This window comes from Aurantiacibacter marinus, from assembly GCF_001021555.1.
GTDB classification, from domain to species: domain Bacteria; phylum Pseudomonadota; class Alphaproteobacteria; order Sphingomonadales; family Sphingomonadaceae; genus Alteraurantiacibacter; species Alteraurantiacibacter marinus.
Genome location: NZ_LDCP01000004.1, coordinates 285,893 through 307,596, shown reverse-complemented (window position 1 = coordinate 307,596; position 21,704 = coordinate 285,893). Strand labels below are relative to the sequence as shown.

17 protein-coding genes and 1 tRNA gene are annotated in these 21,704 nt (G+C 58.7%); 12 read left to right on the top strand and 6 right to left on the bottom strand.

The window, feature by feature from the left end:
• The first annotated feature begins 24 nt into the window (after positions 1-24).
• The 4 genes from kduD to AB731_RS13485 all read left to right on the top strand — a co-directional run bounded on the left by kduD (position 25) and on the right by AB731_RS13485 (position 3,497).
• Positions 25-798 (top strand): 2-dehydro-3-deoxy-D-gluconate 5-dehydrogenase KduD, encoded by a 774-nt coding sequence (gene kduD / locus AB731_RS13500; RefSeq protein ID WP_047094627.1) that lies wholly within the window; start codon positions 25-27, stop codon positions 796-798.
• A gap of 69 nt (positions 799-867) precedes the next feature.
• Positions 868-2,214: an alkaline phosphatase PhoX gene (locus AB731_RS13495; protein ID WP_197076233.1), complete on the top strand. Its 1,347-nt coding sequence runs from the start codon at positions 868-870 to the stop codon at positions 2,212-2,214.
• Between the two features lie 10 nt (positions 2,215-2,224).
• Positions 2,225-2,692: a low molecular weight protein-tyrosine-phosphatase gene (locus AB731_RS13490; protein ID WP_047094524.1), complete on the top strand. Its 468-nt coding sequence runs from the start codon at positions 2,225-2,227 to the stop codon at positions 2,690-2,692.
• Between the two features lie 10 nt (positions 2,693-2,702).
• Entirely contained in the window at positions 2,703-3,497 is a 795-nt protein-coding gene (locus AB731_RS13485) for a fructosamine kinase family protein (RefSeq protein ID WP_047094523.1), read from the top strand.
• Here AB731_RS13485 and AB731_RS13480 read toward each other — a convergent pair.
• The 4 genes from AB731_RS13480 to AB731_RS13465 all read right to left on the bottom strand — a co-directional run bounded on the left by AB731_RS13480 (position 3,486) and on the right by AB731_RS13465 (position 6,510).
• Complete coding sequence (locus tag AB731_RS13480) at positions 3,486-4,550, bottom strand: enoyl-CoA hydratase/isomerase family protein (RefSeq protein ID WP_047094522.1); 1,065 nt, start codon at positions 4,548-4,550, stop codon at positions 3,486-3,488. The genes AB731_RS13485 and AB731_RS13480 overlap by 12 nt on opposite strands.
• A complete protein-coding gene (locus AB731_RS13475) occupies positions 4,547-5,692 on the bottom strand; it encodes an acyl-CoA dehydrogenase family protein (protein WP_047094521.1) in 1,146 nt (381 codons plus the stop codon). The genes AB731_RS13480 and AB731_RS13475 overlap by 4 nt, the downstream gene beginning before the upstream one ends.
• A gap of 79 nt (positions 5,693-5,771) precedes the next feature.
• The gene (locus AB731_RS13470) at positions 5,772-6,176 is read right to left on the bottom strand and encodes a hypothetical protein (protein WP_156167473.1); all 405 of its coding nucleotides are present in this window, start codon (positions 6,174-6,176) and stop codon (positions 5,772-5,774) included.
• A gap of 28 nt (positions 6,177-6,204) precedes the next feature.
• The gene (locus AB731_RS13465) at positions 6,205-6,510 is read right to left on the bottom strand and encodes an I78 family peptidase inhibitor (RefSeq protein ID WP_047094519.1); all 306 of its coding nucleotides are present in this window, start codon (positions 6,508-6,510) and stop codon (positions 6,205-6,207) included.
• A gap of 104 nt (positions 6,511-6,614) precedes the next feature.
• On the opposite strand from AB731_RS13465, the gene AB731_RS13460 reads away from it, so the two are divergent.
• The 3 genes from AB731_RS13460 (at position 6,615) to AB731_RS13450 (ending at position 10,309) form a co-directional block, all read left to right on the top strand.
• Positions 6,615-7,067 carry a MaoC family dehydratase gene (locus tag AB731_RS13460; RefSeq protein ID WP_047094518.1) on the top strand — a complete coding sequence of 151 codons (453 nt, stop codon included), beginning with the start codon at positions 6,615-6,617 and terminating at the stop codon, positions 7,065-7,067.
• Positions 7,068-7,177: 110 nt separating this feature from the next.
• Positions 7,178-10,072 carry a M16 family metallopeptidase gene (locus AB731_RS13455; protein WP_082126498.1) on the top strand — a complete coding sequence of 965 codons (2,895 nt, stop codon included), beginning with the start codon at positions 7,178-7,180 and terminating at the stop codon, positions 10,070-10,072.
• Between the two features lie 163 nt (positions 10,073-10,235).
• Positions 10,236-10,309, top strand: a tRNA-Gly gene (locus tag AB731_RS13450).
• Positions 10,310-10,414: 105 nt separating this feature from the next.
• On the opposite strand, the gene AB731_RS13445 is transcribed toward AB731_RS13450, so the two are convergent.
• Positions 10,415-10,783 (bottom strand): hypothetical protein, encoded by a 369-nt coding sequence (locus AB731_RS13445; protein ID WP_047094517.1) that lies wholly within the window; start codon positions 10,781-10,783, stop codon positions 10,415-10,417.
• A 284-nt stretch (positions 10,784-11,067) separates the two neighbouring features.
• On the opposite strand from AB731_RS13445, the gene AB731_RS13440 reads away from it, so the two are divergent.
• Positions 11,068-12,642, top strand: a complete 1,575-nt coding sequence (locus AB731_RS13440; RefSeq protein WP_047094516.1) for a hypothetical protein — start codon at positions 11,068-11,070, stop codon at positions 12,640-12,642.
• A gap of 113 nt (positions 12,643-12,755) precedes the next feature.
• Positions 12,756-15,440, top strand: a complete 2,685-nt coding sequence (locus AB731_RS13435) for a TonB-dependent receptor domain-containing protein (RefSeq protein ID WP_047094515.1) — start codon at positions 12,756-12,758, stop codon at positions 15,438-15,440.
• Positions 15,441-15,480: 40 nt separating this feature from the next.
• Here the strand turns inward: AB731_RS13435 and AB731_RS13430 are convergent, their stop codons facing one another.
• A complete protein-coding gene (locus AB731_RS13430; RefSeq protein ID WP_231638952.1) occupies positions 15,481-16,182 on the bottom strand; it encodes a response regulator transcription factor in 702 nt (233 codons plus the stop codon).
• A 312-nt stretch (positions 16,183-16,494) separates the two neighbouring features.
• On the opposite strand from AB731_RS13430, the gene AB731_RS13425 reads away from it, so the two are divergent.
• The 3 genes from AB731_RS13425 (at position 16,495) to AB731_RS13415 (ending at position 21,675) form a co-directional block, all read left to right on the top strand.
• Positions 16,495-17,859 carry an SWIM zinc finger family protein gene (locus AB731_RS13425; protein ID WP_047094514.1) on the top strand — a complete coding sequence of 455 codons (1,365 nt, stop codon included), beginning with the start codon at positions 16,495-16,497 and terminating at the stop codon, positions 17,857-17,859.
• Complete coding sequence (locus AB731_RS13420) at positions 17,856-20,804, top strand: DUF6493 family protein (protein WP_047094513.1); 2,949 nt, start codon at positions 17,856-17,858, stop codon at positions 20,802-20,804. Before AB731_RS13425 ends, AB731_RS13420 begins: the two co-directional genes overlap by 4 nt.
• Before the next feature lie 310 nt (positions 20,805-21,114).
• The gene (locus AB731_RS13415; protein ID WP_047094512.1) at positions 21,115-21,675 is read left to right on the top strand and encodes a hypothetical protein; all 561 of its coding nucleotides are present in this window, start codon (positions 21,115-21,117) and stop codon (positions 21,673-21,675) included.
• Positions 21,676-21,704: the final 29 nt, after the last annotated feature.

Below are 21,704 nucleotides of genomic sequence, written 5' to 3'. Positions count from 1 at the left end.
ATTCCAATCACAAGAGGATAGTTCATGTCGGCCAGTGTTTTCGATCTTTCGGGCAAGGTAGCGCTTGTGACCGGTGCCAACACCGGCATCGGGCAGGGTATCGCCGTGGCGCTGGCCAAAGCCGGTGCAGATATTGTGCTGACGGCACGGCGTGATCCGGCAGAAACGCGGCAAATGGTAGAGGCAGAGGGCGTGCGCGCGCATGTCATCATGGCCGATCTTTCCTCTATCGAACCGTGCCAGCGCATTGTGGACGAGGCGGTAGAGACCTTTGGCAAGGTCGATATCCTTGTGAACAATGCCGGCATCATCCGCCGCGAAGATGCGCTCGATTTCTCGGAAGAGGATTGGGATGCGGTGATGGATGTGAACTTGAAAGTGCTGTTCTTCCTCAGCCAGGCTGTGGCCCGCCACATGGTGGGCTGGGCGAGCCAGGACGGGCCGCGCGGGAAAATCATCAACATCGCCTCCATGCTGACCTTCCAGGGCGGCATTCGGGTGCCCAGCTACACCGCCAGCAAAAGCGGCGTGGGCGGTCTGACAAAGCTGATGGCGAATGAGTGGGCGACCAAGGGCATCAATGCGAACGCGATTGCTCCGGGCTATATCGCGACCAACAATACAACCGCCTTGCAGGCAGACGAAAACCGCAACCGCCAGATCCTGGAGCGTATTCCGGAAGGGCGCTGGGGCGATCCGGCAGATATTGGCGGCGCAGCAGTGTTCCTTGCCAGTAGCGCAGCAGATTATGTGCAGGGCCATATCCTTGCCGTCGATGGCGGATGGCTGGCGCGGTAACACGGCGCACTTTCTGTATTTCCGAAGACCAGTAATACGCGTGACGCAATTTGCGCTATAGAGCATTGAATGCACTATAGTTTTCAGTTCGCAAGCGCCGCACAGATGCACACCAGTCGCCGCAAGTTTTTTGCCCTTACAGGAACAGCCTTTGGTGGGCTGCTGGCCGCAGGCTGCACCACGACTTCCGCCGCTCTTGCAGCGTCCAGCGCGAACCATTTCGGCCCGTTGCACGCTGATCCGGCGGGCGTGCTGGATTTGCCCCAGGGCTTTTCCTACCGTGTGATTTCGCGGTTGGGAGATACGATGAGCGACGGTTTTACCGTTCCCGACCGGGCGGATGGCATGGGCTGCTTTGATCTTGGTAATGGTAGACTGGCGCTGGTCCGCAATCACGAACTTTCGCCAAACCATGATGGCGGCGGCGTGAGCATGCCTGCCTATGATACGATTGCGCGCAGCCTGATCCCGCTGCCCGGCGGGACGACCACCATAGAAATCGACGCCGCCACTCTTGAGCGGACGGCTGAATATCGCAGCCTCGCCGGCACGATCCGCAATTGCGCAGGCGGCATCACACCCTGGAACAGCTGGCTGTCTTGTGAAGAGAATACCGCCAGGGCTGATGGCCGGATCAACCAGGATCATGGCTATGTGTTCGAAGTTCCCGCCAATGCTGGCGGCCTTGTCGATCCGGTCCCTCTGCGCGCTATGGGCCGCTTCAATCACGAAGCAGCCTGCGTCGATCCGGCTAGCGGCATCGTCTATATGACCGAAGATCGCGGCGACTCGCTGCTATACCGGTTCATCCCCGATGTGCCGGGCGATCTGGCGCAAGGCGGAACTTTGCAGGCGCTGGTGATTGACGGGATTGCCAATACCAGCAACCGCGGCGGAACATTCATGCCTTTAGGCCAGCCCTTCGCCGGGACATGGATCATGCTGGACAACATCGAGGCACCGGAAGACGATCTGCGCACGCGCGGTGCAGCAATGGGGGCGGCGACCTTCGCGCGCGGCGAAGGCCTTTGGATGGGCGAAGGCGAAATGTTTTTCACTGCCACCAGCGGCGGCGCGGCAGAGCAGGGTCAGATTTTCCGCCTGCGTCCGGGTGCCAATGGGCCGACCGCGATCGACCTGTTCTACGAAAGCCCCGGTTCCGACGAATATAGTTTTGGCGACAATCTTTGCGTTGCGCCATTTGGCGATCTGATCGTATGCGAAGACCAGCATGGCGATATGGTCGATAATTACTTGCGCGGCATCACACCAGCTGGCGAAGCCTACGCCTTTGGCCGCATCCGCCTTCAGACCGAACCGGCAGGGGCTTGCTTTTCACCCGATGGGCGCACCATGTTCCTGAATATCTATTCGCCCACCATGACACTGGCGATCACCGGGCCTTGGACTGCTTAAGGGGGACCGCATGACCAGCAAACCCGCGCTATTGTTCGTCTGTCTTGGCAATATATGCCGTTCGCCGCTGGCTGAAGGTGCCATGCGGGTTGCGGCGAAGGACGCCGGATTGGACATGCATATAGACAGCGCCGGGACTGGCGCTTGGCATGTCGGCAATCCTCCAGACAGCCGCGCCATCGCGACTGCGCGCGGCAAGGGCGTGGACATTTCCGGCTTGCAGGCGCGGCAAGTGGATGTGGCAGACTTCACCCGCTTTACCCATATTTTTGCGCTGGATGCGCAGAACCTTGCTGATCTCCGGCAGCTGGCCCCAACAGATGCGACTGCCGAACTTGCACTGCTGCTTGATATGGTGCCGGGGCGCGAAGGGCAGGCAGTGGCCGATCCCTACTATGGCGACGAAAGCGGCTTTGCCGTGACCTGGCGCGATGTCAGCGCGGCGGCAGATGCCTTGATCGCGCGCCTATCCCGATGAGACGGCCCGAATGACTTGGGCCAACCGGATTGAGGGGATATCGGGCAGCCCGGTAACAGGCGGGCGGAAGCTGGCGGGCGGCGATCTTGGCGGCGCTGCGTTGGTCGAATTCGCAGACGGACGGCAATGGGTCGCGAAGGAAGGTGCGCTTGTGTTGCATGAGGCGGGGATGCTGCGCGCCATTTCCCAAACCGGTGCGCCTGCACCCACGGTCCACTACAGTGAAAACCAGCTGCTTCTCATGGATTATGTCGAGGCGGACGGAGCGAAGGGTTGGGAAAGCCTGTGTAAAGCCTTGCATTTGCTGTACAAGCCGCGCGATGCGCCTTATGGCTGGTATGATGATTATGCCTTTGGCCCGGTCGTTATTCCCAATGCGCAAAGCGACAATTGGCCGGATTTCTGGGCGCAAAACCGGCTGCTGTGCCACGGCGAGAAGGTAGATGGCAGCTTGACCCGGCGGCTGGAAGACCTCGCCAAGCGCCTGCCCGAACTGCTCCCGGAAAGCCCGCCGCCAGCTTTGCTGCACGGCGATTTGTGGGGCGGAAACGTGCTGTTCCATCAAGGGCGTTTGGCCGCGCTGATCGATCCTGCATCCTATGTGGGCCACCGCGAAGTGGATGCCGCCATGCTGACCTTGTTCGATCACCCGCCGGCAAGTTTCTTTGCCGCGCTGGAACTGGACGCGGGGTGGCGTAGCCGTCAGCCCGTTTACCGCCTGTGGCCGCTGCTGGTGCATCTGCGCCTGTTCGGACATTCCTATCGCGGCGCAGTCCTGGCTGAACTTGATGTGCTAGGCGTTTGAGGCCAGCTGAGCGAAGGGCGTCCACTCTTCACTGTCAGCCAGAGGCGCAAAGATTTCGTCCAGCATGGCATCGGTTACGCCCTCAGGTGTCGCCGGGTTCCACTGCGGCTTGCCATCCTTGTCCACCAGCACGGCGCGCACGCCTTCGATGAAATCATGACGCAGCATCATCCGGCTGGCGATGCGGTATTCCATAACCATGTTCGCGGCGAAATCGGCGCACTGCGCATTCTCTGCAAATTGCCGCAGAGCGACCTTGGACGTTGCGGGACACTTGGCCTGCACCGCCTTCAATTCCTTCGCTGCCCATTCGCTGTCGTCAGCCTCCAGCGCGGCAAGAATACCTTCCAGCGTGTCATGGCCGAATATCGCGTCGATCTTTGGTGCATTCCCTGCAAGACGTGCCTCGGGAGGCGCCGCAGACATATCATCCAGCACCGCGGCAGGCGCTTCACCGGCCACAATGCGTGCCTTGGCCGCAGCCAGATGCTCGGCTTCAAGGTAATGCGTCGCAAGGCCAGCCCACAGGCATTCCGCACCGCTCAAGCGCGCAGCAGTGAGTGCGAGAAACTTGCCGGTGGCACCGGGCAGGCGCGGCAGATACCAGCCCGCGCCAACATCGGGAAACAGACCGATGCTGCCTTCGGGCATGGCAAACATCGTGTTTTCGGTCGCAACGCGCAGGCCGCATGGCTGCGAAATACCGACACCGCCGCCCATTGTCACACCGTCCATGAAGGCGATGATCGGCTTGGTATAAGTGAACATCAGGTGGTTCAGGCGGTATTCTGCATGGAAGAACGCGCGGCCCGCTGTGCCGCCATCTTCCAGCGCGGAATTCCGCACCAATTGCACATCTCCGCCAGCACAGAACCCGCGCCCCTCGGCATGATCAAGAATGACTGCCTCTATCGCATCATCATCACGCCATGCCAGTAGCGCATCCGCCATGGCTTCGCACATGCCCTGCGTCAGCGCATGCAGAGCCTTTGGCCGCTTGAGCGAGAGATGGCCAACCTTGCCGTGGGTGTGGATGTTCAGTTCTTCGGTCATTGGCGCAGCAGGTCCCTTCCCACGATCATTCGCATGACCTGGTTTGTCCCTTCAAGGATCGAGTGCACGCGTAAATCGCGCCAGAATCGTTCAATCGGATAGTCGCGAAGATAGCCATATCCGCCGAATATCTGCAGCGCATTATTGACCACGTTCGATCCGCTGTCCGTCGCCAGCCGCTTCGCCATGGCGGAAAAGCGGGTTTTGTCCGGCGCGCCGTCAGTCACCTTGGCGGCGGCGAGATAAAGCAGCGCGCGGGCGGCCTCCAATTCCGTCGCCATATCGGCCAGCATGAACTGCGTGTTCTGGAAATCGGCAATCGGCGTGTCGAACTGCTGGCGGTCCTTGGAATAGGCAATCGCTTCATCAAGGCACCGCTGTGCTCCGCCCAGCGAACATGCGCCGATATTCAGCCGTCCGCCGTCGAGCCCGGCCATGGCAAAGCGAAAGCCTTCGCCCTCTGCGCCAACACGGTTGGCAACCGGCACGCGCGCGTCTTCGAAGATGACCTGCGCAGTGGGGCTGGCATTCCAGCCGAGCTTCTTTTCCGGCGCGCCGAAGCTGACGCCCGGCGTGTCCTTATCGACCACAAGGCAAGTGATGCCCTTGGTCTTATGCTCGCCCGTGCGCAGCATCACGACATAGACATCATTCACGCCGCCGCCCGAAATGAACTGCTTTGTACCGTTCACGATGTAGTGGTCGCCGTCCAGCTTGGCATGGGTTTTCAGCGCCGCCGCGTCAGATCCGCTGCCCGGTTCCGTCAGGCAATAGCTGGCCAGCTTTTCCATCGAGATCAGGTCATCGAGATACTTGGCCTTCACCTCGTCTCCGCCAAAAGTGTCGATCATCCATGCCGACATATTGTGGATCGAGATGAACGCACTGGTCGTGGGGCAGCCATAGGCCATGGCTTCCATGATCAGCGCCGCTTCCAGCCGGCCAAGGCCGATGCCGCCGCTTTCTTCCGACACGTAGATTGCGCCAAAGCCCAGCTCTGCCGTGCTTTTGATCACGTCTTTGGGGAAGTGGTGCTTTTCGTCCCACTCCGCCGCGTGCGGGGTGATGTTGTCGGCCGTAAAACGCTGCGCCATTTCCTGAATGGCGAGCTGTTCTTCGTTAAGCTGAAATTGTCCTGTCATCGGGTAACTCTCCTGCGCGTTCCCATGTCAGGAGATGCCAGCAGGTGCAACTATTGCAGCCAGTTTTGCGGGCTTCCTGCTAGTCGCCTACAGGGTCAGACAGTATGGGGCTGGGATCGATGCCGGAAGCATCGTCGACAGGATCCGGCGCGAAGCCCTGGGCCAGATCGCGCAAGTCATCAGGAGAGGCATCGATGATGGTGGGCCCATCATCGTCATCACCCTCTACACCGGCAGTTTCGGGGCCAGCTTCAGGCCCATCCATGATGGCGAAATCATCGGACACCTGATCCACGTTGCCGAGGCCGTCGATCTGCCGTGCACTGCCGCTGCCGCGAGGTGTCTGACGCGTAAACACGATGTCGCTTGTCCCGTCATCCTCAAAGCCGAGCGCAGCATTGCGGCTTTCAAGATCGTTTCCGCAACCAGCCAGAACCAGCAGGACCGGCAAGGTTGAAATGTATTTCGTACTAAGTCTGGTCATTGCACAATTCCCGTAACGCGCATTACGGTCACCCGCATACTATGCGCCTGATTACCAAATCGTCATCATAGGCAATTGTCACGCGGTCCGTACGGTAATCCATTGTCATGGCGGAACGCGGCGGCCCCCATCGTAGGGTGGCAGAGCCGGTCGCGGCAAGCAGTTGCGCGCCTGCCTGAGCGGTCGCGCTGCGCCCGATAAAATCCTGCACACCAGATGCATCGCACTGGCGGTCAGCCTCGCGGACCGGCCTCTCGCCAAGCGCCGGCTGCGTTGTGGCAACGCATCCGGCAAGGGCAAGTGATCCGATGGATGTCAGCAGAGCGTAACGCATGGAAATTCTCCGAAAAGAGCGCGCATCCTAGCGTCCCGCTGTCAGCCGCGCTAGGAGGCGGGCGCTAAGAGGGGCACTGATACGGGTGCGGGCAGGAGAGCGTGATGGCAGGACTTTGGTATGAGGAATTCAGCGTGGGCCAGGTGTTCGATCACCCGCTGCGCCGCACGGTGACGGAAACGGACAATGTGCTGATGACCACCATGACGCACAATCCTGCCGCGCTGCACCTCGATGCCGAATATATGAAAGGCACAGAGTATGGCCGCGTGCTGGTGAATTCCTGCTTTACTCTCAGCCTGATGGTGGGGATCAGCGTAAATGACACCACTCAAGGGACCGCGGCAGCCAATCTGGGCTGGGATGAAGTGCGCTTCCCTGCGCCGGTTTTTGTTGGCGACACCCTGCGGATCGAAACAGAAGTGATGGACCTGCGCGAAAGCAAAAGCCGCCCTTCGCAAGGGATAATCACTTTCGCCCACCGCGCCTATAATCAGGCTGGTACGCTGGTTGCATCGTGCAAACGCACCAGCCTGCAGAACAAGCGGCCTGCCTGACCATCCTGCCTGACCGGCCCGCCCGGACCAGCGATCCCTTCGCGCGTTCGGCCTTCGACTATTCCATGCATGCGCTTGATTAATCGGCCATTCTGGGCGAATGTCACGCCATGCCTGTGACATTCAAAGTGGCATTGCTCGCCGCAATCGCCGTAACGCCGTTCCTTCCGAACACAGCTTTTCCGCAGGAAGTGCGCAGCGCAATTCTTGCAGGCCAGGCCGAACATACGGTTCCGGCTGATGTGCTGGCATCGTTTCCGGAACTCGCCGACAGCGACTTGCCCTTCGATACCGATTACCGGGTCGGCATGCTGGGCAATGGCCTGCGTTACATTGTAAGGTCCAATGCCACTCCTCCCGAACGCGCTTCGGTGCGATTGTGGGTGGATTTCGGCAGCGCGGCGGAAGGTGAGGACGAACGCGGTTACGCCCATTTCATAGAACACATGGCGTTCAACGGCTCCACCAATATTCCCGAAGGCGAAATGATCCGGCTGTTGGAGCGTGAAGGCCTTGCCTTCGGCGCAGATACCAACGCCTCGACTGGTTTCGATACCACGCTGTATAAGCTGGACCTGCCGCGCAACGACCTGGAACTCCTCGATACTGCGCTGATGTTGATGCGCGAAACGGCTGGCAATCTGATTTTCGATGACGAGGCGGTGGAAAGGGAGAAGGGCGTTATCCTGTCGGAAAGGCGGGTTCGCGATACCTACCAGCTGCAATCGACCGTCGATAATCTCAGCTTCCTTTATCCTGGATCAGCTGTTTCCAACCGTATGCCGATCGGGTTGACTGAAACGCTGCAAGCGGCAGATGGCGACGCGCTACGCGCCTTGTACCAGCGACATTATCGGCCTGAAAACATGGCACTGGTTATCGTGGGTGATTTTGCCGCAGATGTCATGGAAGCCGCCATCCAAGAATGGTTTGACGACTTTGAAGGGCCGCCGCGGCTGGATCCGCCAACATTTGGACCTGTAGATACTGCACTTTCCGGACAGAGCCGGATTTTCCTTGATCCTGCGCTTTCCGAAAGAGTGGACGTATCACGCCACGGAGATTGGCTGGATGAACCTGATACTTTTGCCAGTCGGCGCGACAGCCTTATGCGGCAGATCGGATATGCCATTGTCAGCCGGCGCCTGCAGCGCATCTCGCGGCAGGAAGACCCCCCGTTTCGCGGCGCGCGGCTCGGCACTTCAGAGTTTTTTCGCGAAGGGCGCACAACTACGCTTTCGGTTCAGGCAGCGGACGGACAATGGTCCCAGGCACTTGCAGCGGCGCAACAGGAATATCGGCGGGCGTTGGAGTTCGGCTTTACGCAGGGTGAAATTGACGAACAGCTTGCCAATGCCCGGACCGCTTTCGAAAACAGCGTGGACGGGGCTGCGACCCGGTCCAACGCTGCTTTTGTTTCCACCGCGCTAGGGCTTTTGCGCAATGATCGTGTGCCGATCACACCGGAGGCCGGCCTGGCATTTTTCGAAGCGGTGGCGCCGGATTTGAATCCCGTTTCGGTCATGGCAGCTCTCGCTGCGCATCTTGTCCCGCTCAATGATCCACTCATACGCTTCGTCGGCCGCACTGCTCCGGATGGCGGGGAGACCGAAATTCGCAGCGCATGGGAAACCAGCCAGACAAGCCGGATCATCGCTGGCGATATTGTCGAGGCGGCTCCCTTTGCATACACCGATTTTGGTGCACCGGGTGAAGTGGTTGCGGATGTGGTCGACGAACGGCTGGGCATTCGCGAAGTCCGTTTTGCAAACGGAGCAATGCTGAATCTGAAGCGCACCGATCTGGACGAGGACAGCGTTGCCGTACTGATCAATATCGATGGCGGCGATATGCTGGATACCCGCGACAATCCGCTTGCCACCGCGATGTTCTCCAACCTTCTCAGCGGCGGATTGGGCGCGCATACCCTGGACGAATTGCAAACGGCCCTGGCCGGTCGCCGTGCAGCATTGCGAATGGGTTCGGCAGCGGAAACGTTCTTTGTCTCCAACGTGACGACGCCGGACGATCTTGAACTGCAATTGCAACTTATGACCGCCGCGATCGCTGACCCCGGATTCAGGCCGACAGGAGAAGAGCAATACCAGCGCGGGATCGATAACTATTTCGCGCGGCTTTCCGCCACACCATCCTCCAGCCTCGGCGCGCAAATCGGGGCTATCGAGTCAGACAATGATCCGCGGTTTTCGCTCTCGCCGAGGGAAGCCTTTGCCGAACTTAGCTTTGCCAAGTTGCGCGAAGACATGATCGAACGCTGGCGCAACGGGGCGATGGAAATTGCCATTGTTGGCGATATTGACGAAGACCAAGCGATTGATCTGGTTGCAGCCACCCTCGGGACTTTGCCCGACCGGGAAAGCGAATTTCGTCCTTATGAAGAGGAAAGAGTGCGGTCTTTCACTGCGGACCGTTCTGCCCGGACGCTGTATCACGACGGGGAAGCGGATCAGGCACTGCTTACCATGCGCTGGCCAACGCGCGACGATCGCGGCGATTTGATTGAATCCACCAGGCTTTCTTTGCTGGGCCGTATCGTCCGGCTTCAGTTGACCGATACCCTGCGGGAAGAACTGGGCCAGACCTATTCGCCTTCGGTTCAGTCGAGCCAAAGCGCGGTCTATCCCGGTTACGGCGTGTTCAGAGTTACCGCCCAGATCGAAACCGGCGATATTGCGGAAACCCGCTCGGCGATATTGGCAACGCTCGCCTCTATTCGTGATGACGGCGTTACGGACGATATGCTCGTCCGGGCACGCAGGCCGATGATGGAATCTTATGATAATGCTTTGGACACCAACGGCGGCTGGATGGGGCTTGTAGACAGGGCGCAAACGCAATCGGACCGGATAGATCGCTTCATGCGCATGGCCGAGGCTCTCGAAGGCCTTAACGCAGAGGATGTGCGACAGACTGCGCTTCAGTATCTTGATCCGGATACTCGGCTAGAAATCACCGTTATCCCGCGACCCGCGCCGGATCAGTGACGAAATTCACAGGGGACGCATATGGCCGGGACTTTGCATTGCCGAATGCCGCGCAGCAAATCCCGTTGACCGTATCGGGGCAACGCTTCAAAGGGGCGCGTCTTGCGCTTAGATGCCAAAAGCCACGTGAAGATGACTTTATGGTATGCTAATCGATTGGAATGCGGGTGTAGCTCAATGGTAGAGCAGCAGCTTCCCAAGCTGACGACGAGGGTTCGATTCCCTTCACCCGCTCCAGCGACACCTTCCCGCAGCAAACGCACGCCACTGCGAAGGATGTAATCTTGTTCCAGACTGAACACCTGGCCACGACCCCCGAGCTGCGGCGTGGCTTGGCGGAGACTAGCGAACTGCGAGAGCTTCCAGCTCGACGGTAGCGAGTGCAAGTCGCGCGACATCGCGCGAGTCCATCCAGCGCCCGTCGGCAAGTTCCATCTGATATTCTTCATCGCAGTCCTGAGCGGCGCGATAGTAAAATTCCGCACGATCCACATTTCCCAGCCGCGCATACGCGCTGCCAAGATTGATGAATAGGGCCGGATGGCCACCGTGTTCAGCCAGTTCCGCTTCAAGCTGCACGACAGCTGCCTCAGCATCGCCCTCCGACAGCTCTTCATAAGCGACATCGACAGTTTCATATTCCTGCTCGACCATGTGTCCGGTGACCGCTTGAGCGAGGAAAAGCGGCGCGAGAGCCAGTGTAGCAATCATGATTCTCTCTCCTGTTGTTGGGTAAAACATGGATCAGAAAATACGAAACTGCAACAAAACTGTAACATTGTCATAAATATGAAATATTTAAAGTTCGCGCCCTGATGTTCGGCGCATTGGATAAATAAAACTGCTTATAATCATATATTTGTGAAGAGATTGCCCGAATTCACACAGGAGTCACACAGACGCAAACAAAGTGTCACGCTCAGCGCCTAGTGCCCAACTTGCGTAACCGAAACTCGCTTTTTTGAGTTTCCTTGTAACTTGAGGGGCTGACCGCCGTGACCAAACTTTCCCGTTCATTTATTCTTGGTAGTTCAATCCTGGCGCTCGCCGCATGCGGACCTGACGAAATTGCGTCACCTGGTACGGGCGGCAACATTACAATCAACAATCCGCCCGCAACGCCTGCGCCGACACCCACGCCGACTTCCGCGATGGTTACGCCTGCCAATGGGTGCCCGACGATCTCCGATGCGCAAGGGCTAACGGATGAGGGAACGATAACTGGTCCCGAGGGCCAATGGCGGGTGTGTGCAACACCGCTGCGCTTCAACACCTCTTCCACTTTGCCGCAAATCCCGGGCTTGCTTTACCGTCTGCCGGGCGAAGTGAATGTCGGCACCGACGGCGGCGCAGCTCCTGATGCGTCTGACGGTCGCAGCGACACCAACGTCACGCTGACCATTGAACCCGGCGTGATCGTTTACGCCAGCGGCTCATCCTTCCTCAACGTGACGCGCGGCAACGCCATCAACGCTGTTGGCACGCAGAGCCAGCCAATCGTTTTCACCAGCCGCGACAATATTCTGGGCTTGAACAGCAATGATTCGTCCGGCCAATGGGGCGGTATCGTGCTTTCAGGCCGTGCGCAGGTGACGGATTGCGTCGCCCCGGGCGCCACCCCTGGCACGGTCGGGTGTGAACGCCAGGTTGAAGGCGCTGTCTCCCCCTCCTTCTTTGGCGGCGCAACCAACACCGACAGCTCTGGCACGATGCGTTTCGTGCAAATTCGCTATTCCGGTTTTGTGCTTTCGGGCGACAATGAACTGCAGTCGCTGACCACTGGCGGGATCGGTTCGGGCACGATCCTGAGCGATATCCAGTCGGTAAACTCTTCGGACGACGGGGTGGAATTCTTTGGCGGCGTCGTGAATATCAAACGCCTGATCGTTGCCGGTGCGGAAGACGATTCCATTGATACTGATACGGGCGTGAAGGCCAATATGCAGTTCGTGATCGCCGCTCAGCGTAACGGTGTTGGCGATGCGATTATCGAGGCTGATTCATCCAATGGGCTGGAGGATCAAACCCCGCGCCAGAACACGACCATTGCGAACGCGACGTTCATTCAGCGCCGCACCGGTGATCAGGTTGTGCGTATTCGCGGCGGGGCCGATTACGGCCTCTATAATACGCTCGTCTGGGATGCTTCTACCGGCGGCACGCCTTGCCTGCGGATTGACGGTCAGGAAACAATCCGAGCGGCGAATGCCGGGCTTGATGATGTTGGCGGGCCGCGCTTCAATTCGGTTGCCTTCCAATGCGCGACCAACTTCCGCAATGGCAGTGACGGGGTGACGCTGGCGCAGGCAGAGGGGTTTGTTGATGCCGGCGCCGGTAACAACAAGGCCTACCTCAACACTCTGGTGAGCGGCTACCTTGGCGGCACCAACGAGACCAATTTTGGCACCATCTTCAATGTGACGTCGCTGGGCAGCTTTTTCGAAGCCAACACTTTCATCGGTGCAGTCAGCCCTGCCAACAACTGGACGCAGGGCTGGACCTGCGATTCATCAGCGGTGAGCTTTGGCAACAACACCGGCGCGTGCACCAGCATCCCGGTCTTCAATTGAGGCAATGAGAGGGGGCGCGGCAAGGCCACTGGTTCTGCCGCACCCCGTTTCTCCCCGCGCCAAGGGCTGAACGTCCGGCGCCGCAACCGTTTCGTATCGTAAGGGATTTCCCGATGAAGACCACTGGCAACCAGCTGGCGGCACTGCTGCTCCTCTCCACAGCCTTGACCGTTCCGGGCGCAGCCTTGGCGCAGGACGCGGGCGGTTTGAATGCTGATCCCGACATCGCCACCGATCCAGAGCCGGCCGACGACTATGCCGATCAGCCGGATATCTCCATCCCGGGCGGTTCGATCATTGTCACCGGCCGCATCAACCGCGATCCGGTGCAAAATTCCTCGCAGGTTGTCAGCGTCCTTTCGGCGGAACAGATCGCCCGCACAGGTGAAGGTGATATCGCTGGCGCACTGGGCCGCGTGACGGGACTTTCTGTTCAGGGCCAGGGCTTTGTCTACGTGCGCGGTCTTGGTGACCGGTACTCGCTGGCGCTGCTGAATGGTCTGCCGCTGCCATCGCCGCAACCGCTCAGCCGCGTGGTGCCGCTGGATATCTTCCCGACCAATGTGATCGCATCAAGCCTGGTGCAGAAGACATATTCCGCCAATTTCCCCGGTGAATTTGGCGGCGGTGTGATCAATCTGACGACCCGCGCGATCCCTGAAGAAAGCTTCCTGACGGTCAGCGGCGGGATCAGCGGCAATACCGAAACCACGTTTCATAACGGTCTTTCCTATTATGGGTCCGACTACGATTGGTTTGGTTTCGATGATGGGACACGCGACGCTCCGCCTGCCCTGCAAACCTATTTCGACAGCGGTCTGCAAATGAGCGACATTCCGCTTGATTCCTCGCAGAATTTTGGCGGTGCGCCGGTTACACAGGCGGATGTCGCGTTTGAGCTGGGCAATCCCAACCTTATCCTGTTGCAGAAGATCGGCGATGTGCCCGCGAACTGGTCGGCCAGCCTGACCGGGGGCACGTCCGTCGATGTCGGCAGCGATGGCGTGCTGGGTTTTGTCTTCACCGGTTCGATCAGCAACAAGTGGCGCACGCGCGACATCACGTCGCAATCGGTGCTGGCCGACTTTTCGTTCGACAGTGATTTCAACGATCTGGTGACAGACAACCGCATTCTGGCCAACGCCATGCTGGGCATCGGGCTGGAAATCGGTGATCATCAGTTTCGTTTCACGAACCTTTTCATCCGTGACACTCTGAAGCTGTCTCGCCTTTCGCAAGGCGAAGATTTTCAGGATGACGACAGTATCCAGCAGCAGCAAACCGGATGGTACGAACGGCAGCTGATCGACAGCCAGATTGTGGCCGAATTGGAATTTGGCGGTCTCGGCGTCGATCTGCGCGGCGGATATGCCCGCACCGACCGGGAAGCGCCCTACGAATACACATTCACCTATGTACGCGACAACGCCAACGGGGAGTTCAGCGATTCCTTCATCAACGTGCTGGACCGCCAGACGGGTGATGCATCCGTTGTCTTCTCCGACCTTCAGGAAGAGCTGTGGTCGGGTGGCATTGATCTGAGCTATTCGATTTTCGATAATTTCGCGGTCACGGCGGGCTATGCCTACACCGATACGCAGCGCTTTTCCGAACGGCGTGAGTTTCTGTTCAATGCGCCGACCAGCTTTCCCGATGGCGTAGGCAATTTGCGGCCGGACCTTCTTCTGGGCGATGCGATCATCGAATTTTACGACATCGGATTGATTGAATCGACCCAGTCCGATCCCGCATTCGACGCCGCGCTGGAAGTCCAGGCAGGCTATGGCAAGATCAATTGGGAGCCGCTGCTCGGTGTCAGTATCGACGCAGGCGTCCGGTACGAAAAGGCCGTGCAGACGGTGAACGCTGCGCAAGTGTTCGATGTTGTGACCGGGACCGGCGCGACAACCAATCTGGAAAACGAATACTGGCTGCCAGCCGCTACCATCACCGTTGAACCGATGGACGATGTGCAGCTGCGTGCTGCTGCATCACGCACGATCGCCCGGCCACAATTCCGGGAACTGATTTTCCAGACCTATTACGATCCGGAAACGAACCGCCAGTTCAACGGCAACCCGCTTCTGATCGATAGCGAGCTGACCAATTATGAAATTCGCGCCGAGCATTACCTTGGCGGCGGTGATCGCATTTCGGTTGCCGGCTTCTACAAAGATATCAAGAATCCGATCGAGGCGTTCTCCAGCTTTTCCGACAATGCCCAGCTGACCAGCTTTGCCAATGCGCCGAGCGCGACGCTTTTCGGGATCGAGGCTGATCTGGCCTACACTGTGGACCTGATGAACCTCGGCGGTTTTTTCGAAAGCAAGGAACTGGCGATCTTTGCCAACTATACCTGGACGGAATCGGAAATTGCCGTTGATGCTGCGGACACCACGCTGCTGTTTCCCGGCGGCGTAACGCCCGCCACCAATCTGTTCATCGATGGTGTGCCGCTGACGGGACAATCCGATCACCTCGCCAACTTCCAGGTGAGCCTTGAAGACATTGACCAGCTGCAACAATTCACCCTGCTGCTGAATTACGCGACGGAACGGGTGACCAGCCGGGGCACATCGGGACTGCCCGATATTCTTGAAGATCCAGGGCTACGCGTCGATCTGGTTTACCGGCAGGGCCTTGATCTGTTCGGGACCGATGCGGAAATCAAAGTGGAAGCGCGCAATATCTTTGGCCGCGGGAACGAGGAATTCCAGACCAACGGCATCGACCGGGCAGAGATCAATACATATGATGTCGGCACGACGCTGGCAGCATCGCTTTCCATCACGTTCTAATCCGGTTTGGCGGATTTTACCGCGTCTTTCCGCTTAGGCCTCAGGTTTGCGGCCTGTCGAAGACGTAGCCTTTGCCGTGAACGGTCCGCAGCAAATCCCTTGCGCCTATCTGGTGCAGGGCAAACCGCAGCCGCTTGATCCACACATCGACAGTGCGAAGATATTCCGGATCGCCTTCCTTGCCGAGCGCGTCGATCAAGTCCTGCCGCGTGAACAGTGTGTCGGGATTTTGGGCGAAATACCGAAGCACGCGAAACTCGTTAGGCCGCAGTGTAATCTTTTCACCCTTCCATCGCGCCAGTTCGCTGCTGGAATTGATCACCAGATCGCCCAGCTCGATCAGGCTGTCCATCGACTTCCCGCGATTGATGGGATGGAGAGCAAGAACGCGGTCGAGCATGCCTTGCCGGTCCAGAGGCGCAATCGCGTAATCGTCTGCCCCTGCCTTCAGTGCGCGGCGGCGATCCTCGGGATCATCTTCTTCCAGAACCATTGTGATGTGGGCATTTGCCATGCGCGGATCAGCGCGGAGGCGGCGTACCATTTCAAGGCCCGAAAGATCAGCCATAACCCAGTCCACAAAGGCCCAGACATCGCCTTCAACAAGCTGCGTAGGCCCCTCGGGCGTGAGCAAGGCGAAGCAGCATTCGAATTCGCTCACGGCGAAATTCTCGAATGTCGTCGACTGGCTATCGGTAGTGAAAATACTGACGCGGTGCATCGTGTCGGAAACCCTGTTCAAGGTCTCCTTCAATGGGGCGCAAATTTGACTCAGTTATGACAAAATGCACGAAAACTTGTATGACAGGCAATTAACGAGGGCCCGCAATATACCAGGGTGTAGGCGCTGAGTTATCATACCAGAACATTTCTGCATCGCACGTGTGTTGCGCCTTGTTTTCCTTGGAAAGAGTGACCGCACAGGATGTCGGGCTGTCCGCCCAGGATCGGTAATGATGATGTTGAAGATAACGCTGGCCGCTTGAATTCCGCATGTTAATCTCGCGTTGATCTCAGTGATCCATGTCTGGACGCAAATGACGTTGGAGAGCCCATGGCTGCCGCACTTGATTTCACTTACCGGTATGCCTTCCCGTCAGGCGTAGTTGCCAATGAAACAGGCGGACCGCAGCTTTCACTGGCAACTTGCGATGCGGACCTTGCCAAACCGTATTTCTTCGACGGGAAATTGCGCAAACCCCGGCAGACGGGCGAGATGCTGTATGTGCTGAGCGATGTCGTGCGTACGCATTTCTTCCTGCCGCGCCCCGTAATTCTTGATCCGGTTCTCACCAGCAACGAGAAGCTGCTGCGCCTTGAAGGGTTCAGCGGCTGCTGCGGGGTCTATGCGCGGGTCGATCTGCCGGAGGGTATCTTTCAGGGCAATTGCCATGGGCGCGGGACGACGAATGTCGATTTTAACATCGATATGCGCAATGCGCTGCTGCGGCTGCGCGACGATGAACAGGTCGAGTTCGCTGTAGGGGCAGACGAGGTCGTGCTCAGCCGAGGCAACCAGCGAACGGTTGAAAAGAAGGTGCAGCTCCCCTTGCGCTGGATCAAAGGCTTCAGCGAAGTGCAAGCCTATCTGCCGCAGCTTGAAGTGGCGATGGAAGTGCCGGCCCCCGATGCGCTGCGTTTCTTGCGTTCTCTGCCCAGATCCAGCGTGCCCAAGCTGCCGACCTTCGCCATATCTGCGGCCCGGTCCATCCGCCCGAGCCAGCGCGAAGTGACCGGCGCCGTGCCGATCCACGGGACACACCGTATCAAGGTGCTTGAGCCATTGCTGCTCAGGGCCAGGTCGTTGCGAGTGTGGGTCGACCGCGCAAGCGGGGCAAGCGGATGGGAAGTCCGTTTTGAGGAAGGATCGTTCTTCCTGTTAATCAGCCCGGAATTGTATCGCGGGTTTTCAGGGGAAGGGCAGGCGTTATCTGCGCTTGCAAATCCGCCCGGCGCCGATGCAATTGCAAAGGTTCGGGCCAGCCTCAAATGGCAATCGGAACTGAACGCGGGTGCATTGGCCGATCAACTGGGGCTGCAACGCACCGACGTCGTCGGCGCGCTCGCCGTGCTCGGCAGCCGCGGTCTGGCTGGATTTGACAGCGAGAGCGGGAATTATTTCCATCGGGAGCTTCCATTCGATCTCGACAAGGTCGAAGAAATGCAGCCCCGGCTGGGGAATGCCCGCAAATTGATCGAAACAGGCAAGATCGCTCTGCTTTCTCCCGCAAGTGACGATGCTCCGGCAATCTACGAAGTCGCCGGAACCGGCACGACGCACCGGGTTCGGCTGGAAGAGCAAGGCGCAGCCTGCACCTGTCCGTGGTTCAGTAAGTATCAGGGGCAGCGCGGGCCCTGCAAACACATCCTTGCCGCCTCGATCATGGCGAGCGATGAAGAAGGCGAACCCAAGGCATGACACCCGATGATCTTGAGCAGCTTATCCTTGAAAACAATGACACCGAAGCAGTGCGGCTGGCTTTCAAGGGGATGGATGAGAAGGCTCGCAAGAAGCTGTCTTCCACTGCCAGCGCGTTGCAGCGCCAACTTTGGGACGGCAAAGCAAATGCCACATCTTCCGACCGGCTGACGAAATTTCTCAAGGCGCGAAAAGAGGCAAGCTATACGCACTGGAATTCACGTGCGAACAGCAACGCTGCGCTCGCAGTTTTTGCTGTGGGCCCGCTCTCCGCAGTCAAGAAATGGCAAACCCGCCCGAGCTATGAAGACAGTCAGGTTTTGCGCAAGATCATCGCTGATCGCCGTCCTGAATGGCTGGAAGACTGGGTCCATCATGAGCTTGAACAGGAATGGACGCGGATCGAATTTCCGACACTGCGCATATGGATACGTGATGGACTGATCTCCAGGCCCGAAAGCGACGGATATTACCGGCTGTTCGCCTCGCATCTGATGCGGACAGGGTTTTACGGGCGCGATAAAGAAGCTGTGCCGCCGCTCAGCAAACAATTGCTGGATGATCCGGCGCTTCTTGATGACATCGAATGGCTTTTTCGTATCGAGACCAACGCTTTCAATACCAACAGCTGGCTGGTCAAGGGTGCGGCTGACCATTACGAAACATGGCCGCAAGCGCTCGTGAAACTGGCAGATGGCGGCCATTATGATCGCGGCAAACTGCTCGATCTGGCGTTGGCCGGACTGCAGGCCGACATCAAGCAGAACCAGCTGTCGGGCTATCACAAGTTCTTCAGGCTGCTGAAGCCGGGCGATGATCAGCTTGCGGCGAGGCAGCCGGCACTGGTCGCCTTGCTGTGTCACCCTGTCGGCCATGTCGCCAAATTCGCCATCGATATGCTTGCAGGGCTGGAAAAGGCGAAACTGCTCGACGATGATCAGGTGCTTCGGGAAATGCCGAGCGTCTTTTCCGGTGAGGGTAAGGGCAATGGTATCGCGGCTCTGCGGTTGCTGGAAAAAGTGGCCAGGCGTACGGCCAGACAGGCTGAGGGGAGGCCAGATGCGAATGCTCTGGGGGCCGTGATCGAAGGCTTGCGCCACGCCCATGCCGATGTTCAGGCCAAGGCGATTGCATTGCTGACGACATATGCAGATGCGCTGGATCGGGCGCAGTGGCAGGACATCGAAAGCTTCGGAGCGTTCATGTCTGTCAGCAATCGTGCTGCGATGAATGACCTTCTTGGCCAGGCTGGTGATGCGATCGAGCCTGCAAGTATTGCCGCGGCCCCCGCTGCGGTTGACGAGGCGGCATCCTACACTCCGGACATCCGGAGTTTTGCTGAATGCTCGGTTCTCGGTGAAGCCAATCGGCTGGAGCCTGTCAAAGACCTGCAGGAGCTGATCGATCTTGCATTTCATTGCGCCGAAATTGTCGATGATGTGGATGAGATAGAACGTCTGCTGGACGGTATCAGTCGCTTCGCCGATCAGCGGCCGGCCGACTTTCAGGATCGCGTTAACCCGCTGATTCACCGGATGAGCAAGCGCGGCTCAAGTCACAATGGGCTGGCTTCCGCATACCCGGGCGTTGCCGAGTCTGTGCGGGCTCTGGTGTTGACCTGGGCTATGGGTGAACTGCGGGGCTCTCATAAGCAGGAGCTTGTCCAGTACAGCCGCGAAGATGCGTTCGTGCCGATGATCACCTTTCTCCACTGGGTAGCGAGACACGTGCATCGGCGTGAGCCACGGCAGCTGCTTTCAACCCCCACGCATGAGGGTGGCTGGATCGATCCGGTGGTCTGGACCGAGCGGCTGCAGCACTTGGCAAGTAACGGCACTGTCGAGGATTCAATCGACTTTCGCCTTTCGCTTTTGCGGCTTGCGCCCGACAACAGATGCCGTGCCCGTGCAAACGCCGAGGCGTTGGCTGGAAACGCAGGCCGCTTGGCCAGATTTGCGCTTGGCGGCGATGAAGCGCCGGTGCGCAATGACCGGAAACACTATGTTTCATGGATCACCGCCGCTCGTGCGCGCGATCCCATGGCGGATTGGAGCGAATTGTTCGAACCACTCGATATCGATGATCCTTGGCCCGGCGGCGCTGTTCCGTCAGCCTATCGCTGGCACTCCGCAATCGAGGCAGGGCAGCACGGCGACATGCGGTGGAAGACGCCGATATTCGAAGTCGAGGTTGAACGGGCAGATGGAAAATCGAACGCGGCTGCAAATGGGCGGGCCGCGTTCTCCAGTATTTCCCGCCTGCTGGGCGTCAGGAAAAGGATCGGATGGGAGGCTATGCCAACAGCAGCTGTCCATCAGCACCAGTCAAAAGCGAAATATCACTGGTACGGCGATCTGAACACGACTTGGGTTGCCCAATGGCTTGGCTATATCTGGCCGCAAGATCCTGCCTTTGCGTGTTATCGCGGGGTCAGGAAACTGATGCAACGGGTCGATGACAATGCCAGCAATTGGACACCGGCGCACGGCTTCTTCAAGGCGCTGTTCGTTCGCGGGCGGCCTTGGGGCGAAGCTGGGCATCTGCTTCTTGCGCTGGGGCTGGTCGGCAAGGATGCCGATGCCAAAGGTCTTGCTGTTGATGCACTGATCGAAGGGATCGAGACACGGCAATTCAATCCGGCTCTGTTCGCGGACGTCATGGCGCGGGTGTCTGCAGGCGAATGGGTGAAGTACAACCGGCTCGGTGAAAGCCTGAAGCAGGTGGTGCAGGTTTCGCCCGTACATGCGAATGCCATCGGCGCTGCATTGCTGCACTGGTTGCCGAAATTTGACCTTGGCCAGCGCAATGCGTTCCATGTTCTGGAAGCATTGGTTGAAGCGCAGGCGATCGCGCCCCAATCATTGGGCCTTGAGGCCAGAACAGCGTTCGGGCAGCTTTCAGGAAAGACCAAGGCTGCCAAACTCGCGCAGCAGATGCTGGCATAGGAACGCGAGAGGCAATCGCCGTTCCGAAGTCAGATTTCGGGCTGTTCACGGAATGTATGCCGATAATCGAAGGCCCGATGGAGAAGGCATCGGCTGTTAAAGCAGAAACATAGAAACCCGTCGCATTCTACTCATGGGCACCTTTCAACTCCTGTTGCTTGCGGCCGGACGAATGGAGCGGGGGCGCCAGGCTGCCAATCGCCTGTTTACCCATCGGTCTTTACCAACTCGGTCTTTACCAACATCCAGAAAACTTGCCGCCCGCTCGCTTCGCTACTTGAAGGCAATAAATTGCTGCTATGGCGGCGCGATGACTGCATTCTTCCTGTCCTTTCTGGGTGTCGGGCTTGCCATGTTGGCCGGAAGGGAGGGTGTGCGCGTGTCGCGGATTGCGGGTGCGGGGGCTTCGGAAGGAAGCCTGATCGCAATGGTCGCGGTCATTGCAATTGCCGCCTGCGCGCTGGCCGCATTGCTGGCCGGGGAATTTGCGCAATTGCTCTCTTCCCACCAGCAAAGCTGGTTCGTTGCCGCTGCACTTGTGCTGGCAGGACTGGAAGTGATTTTCCTCGATGCGCCCAAAGCACCAAGCGAGCCCACCCGATCGCTTGGCGCGGTGGGTATCGTGCTGTTTGCCGGCGTGCTCGCCGATGCCAGCGGCCTGCTGATCATTTCCCTGAGCATTGCGACAGGTGCCCCTGGCCTTGTTGCTGGGGGCGGCGCACTGGCTGTTGCGGGAGTGCTGGGAGCAGCAGCGATGGCAGGACCGGCTTGGGAAAAACTGCCGCGCCTGCCGATGCGCTGGACCATTGGCATCATCTTGCTCGCCAGCGCCTTGATAATCGCCTTTTCCCCTCCTGAAGTGCTGACCTGATCGCTTTTGCCGATCACAGGCATTCGGAA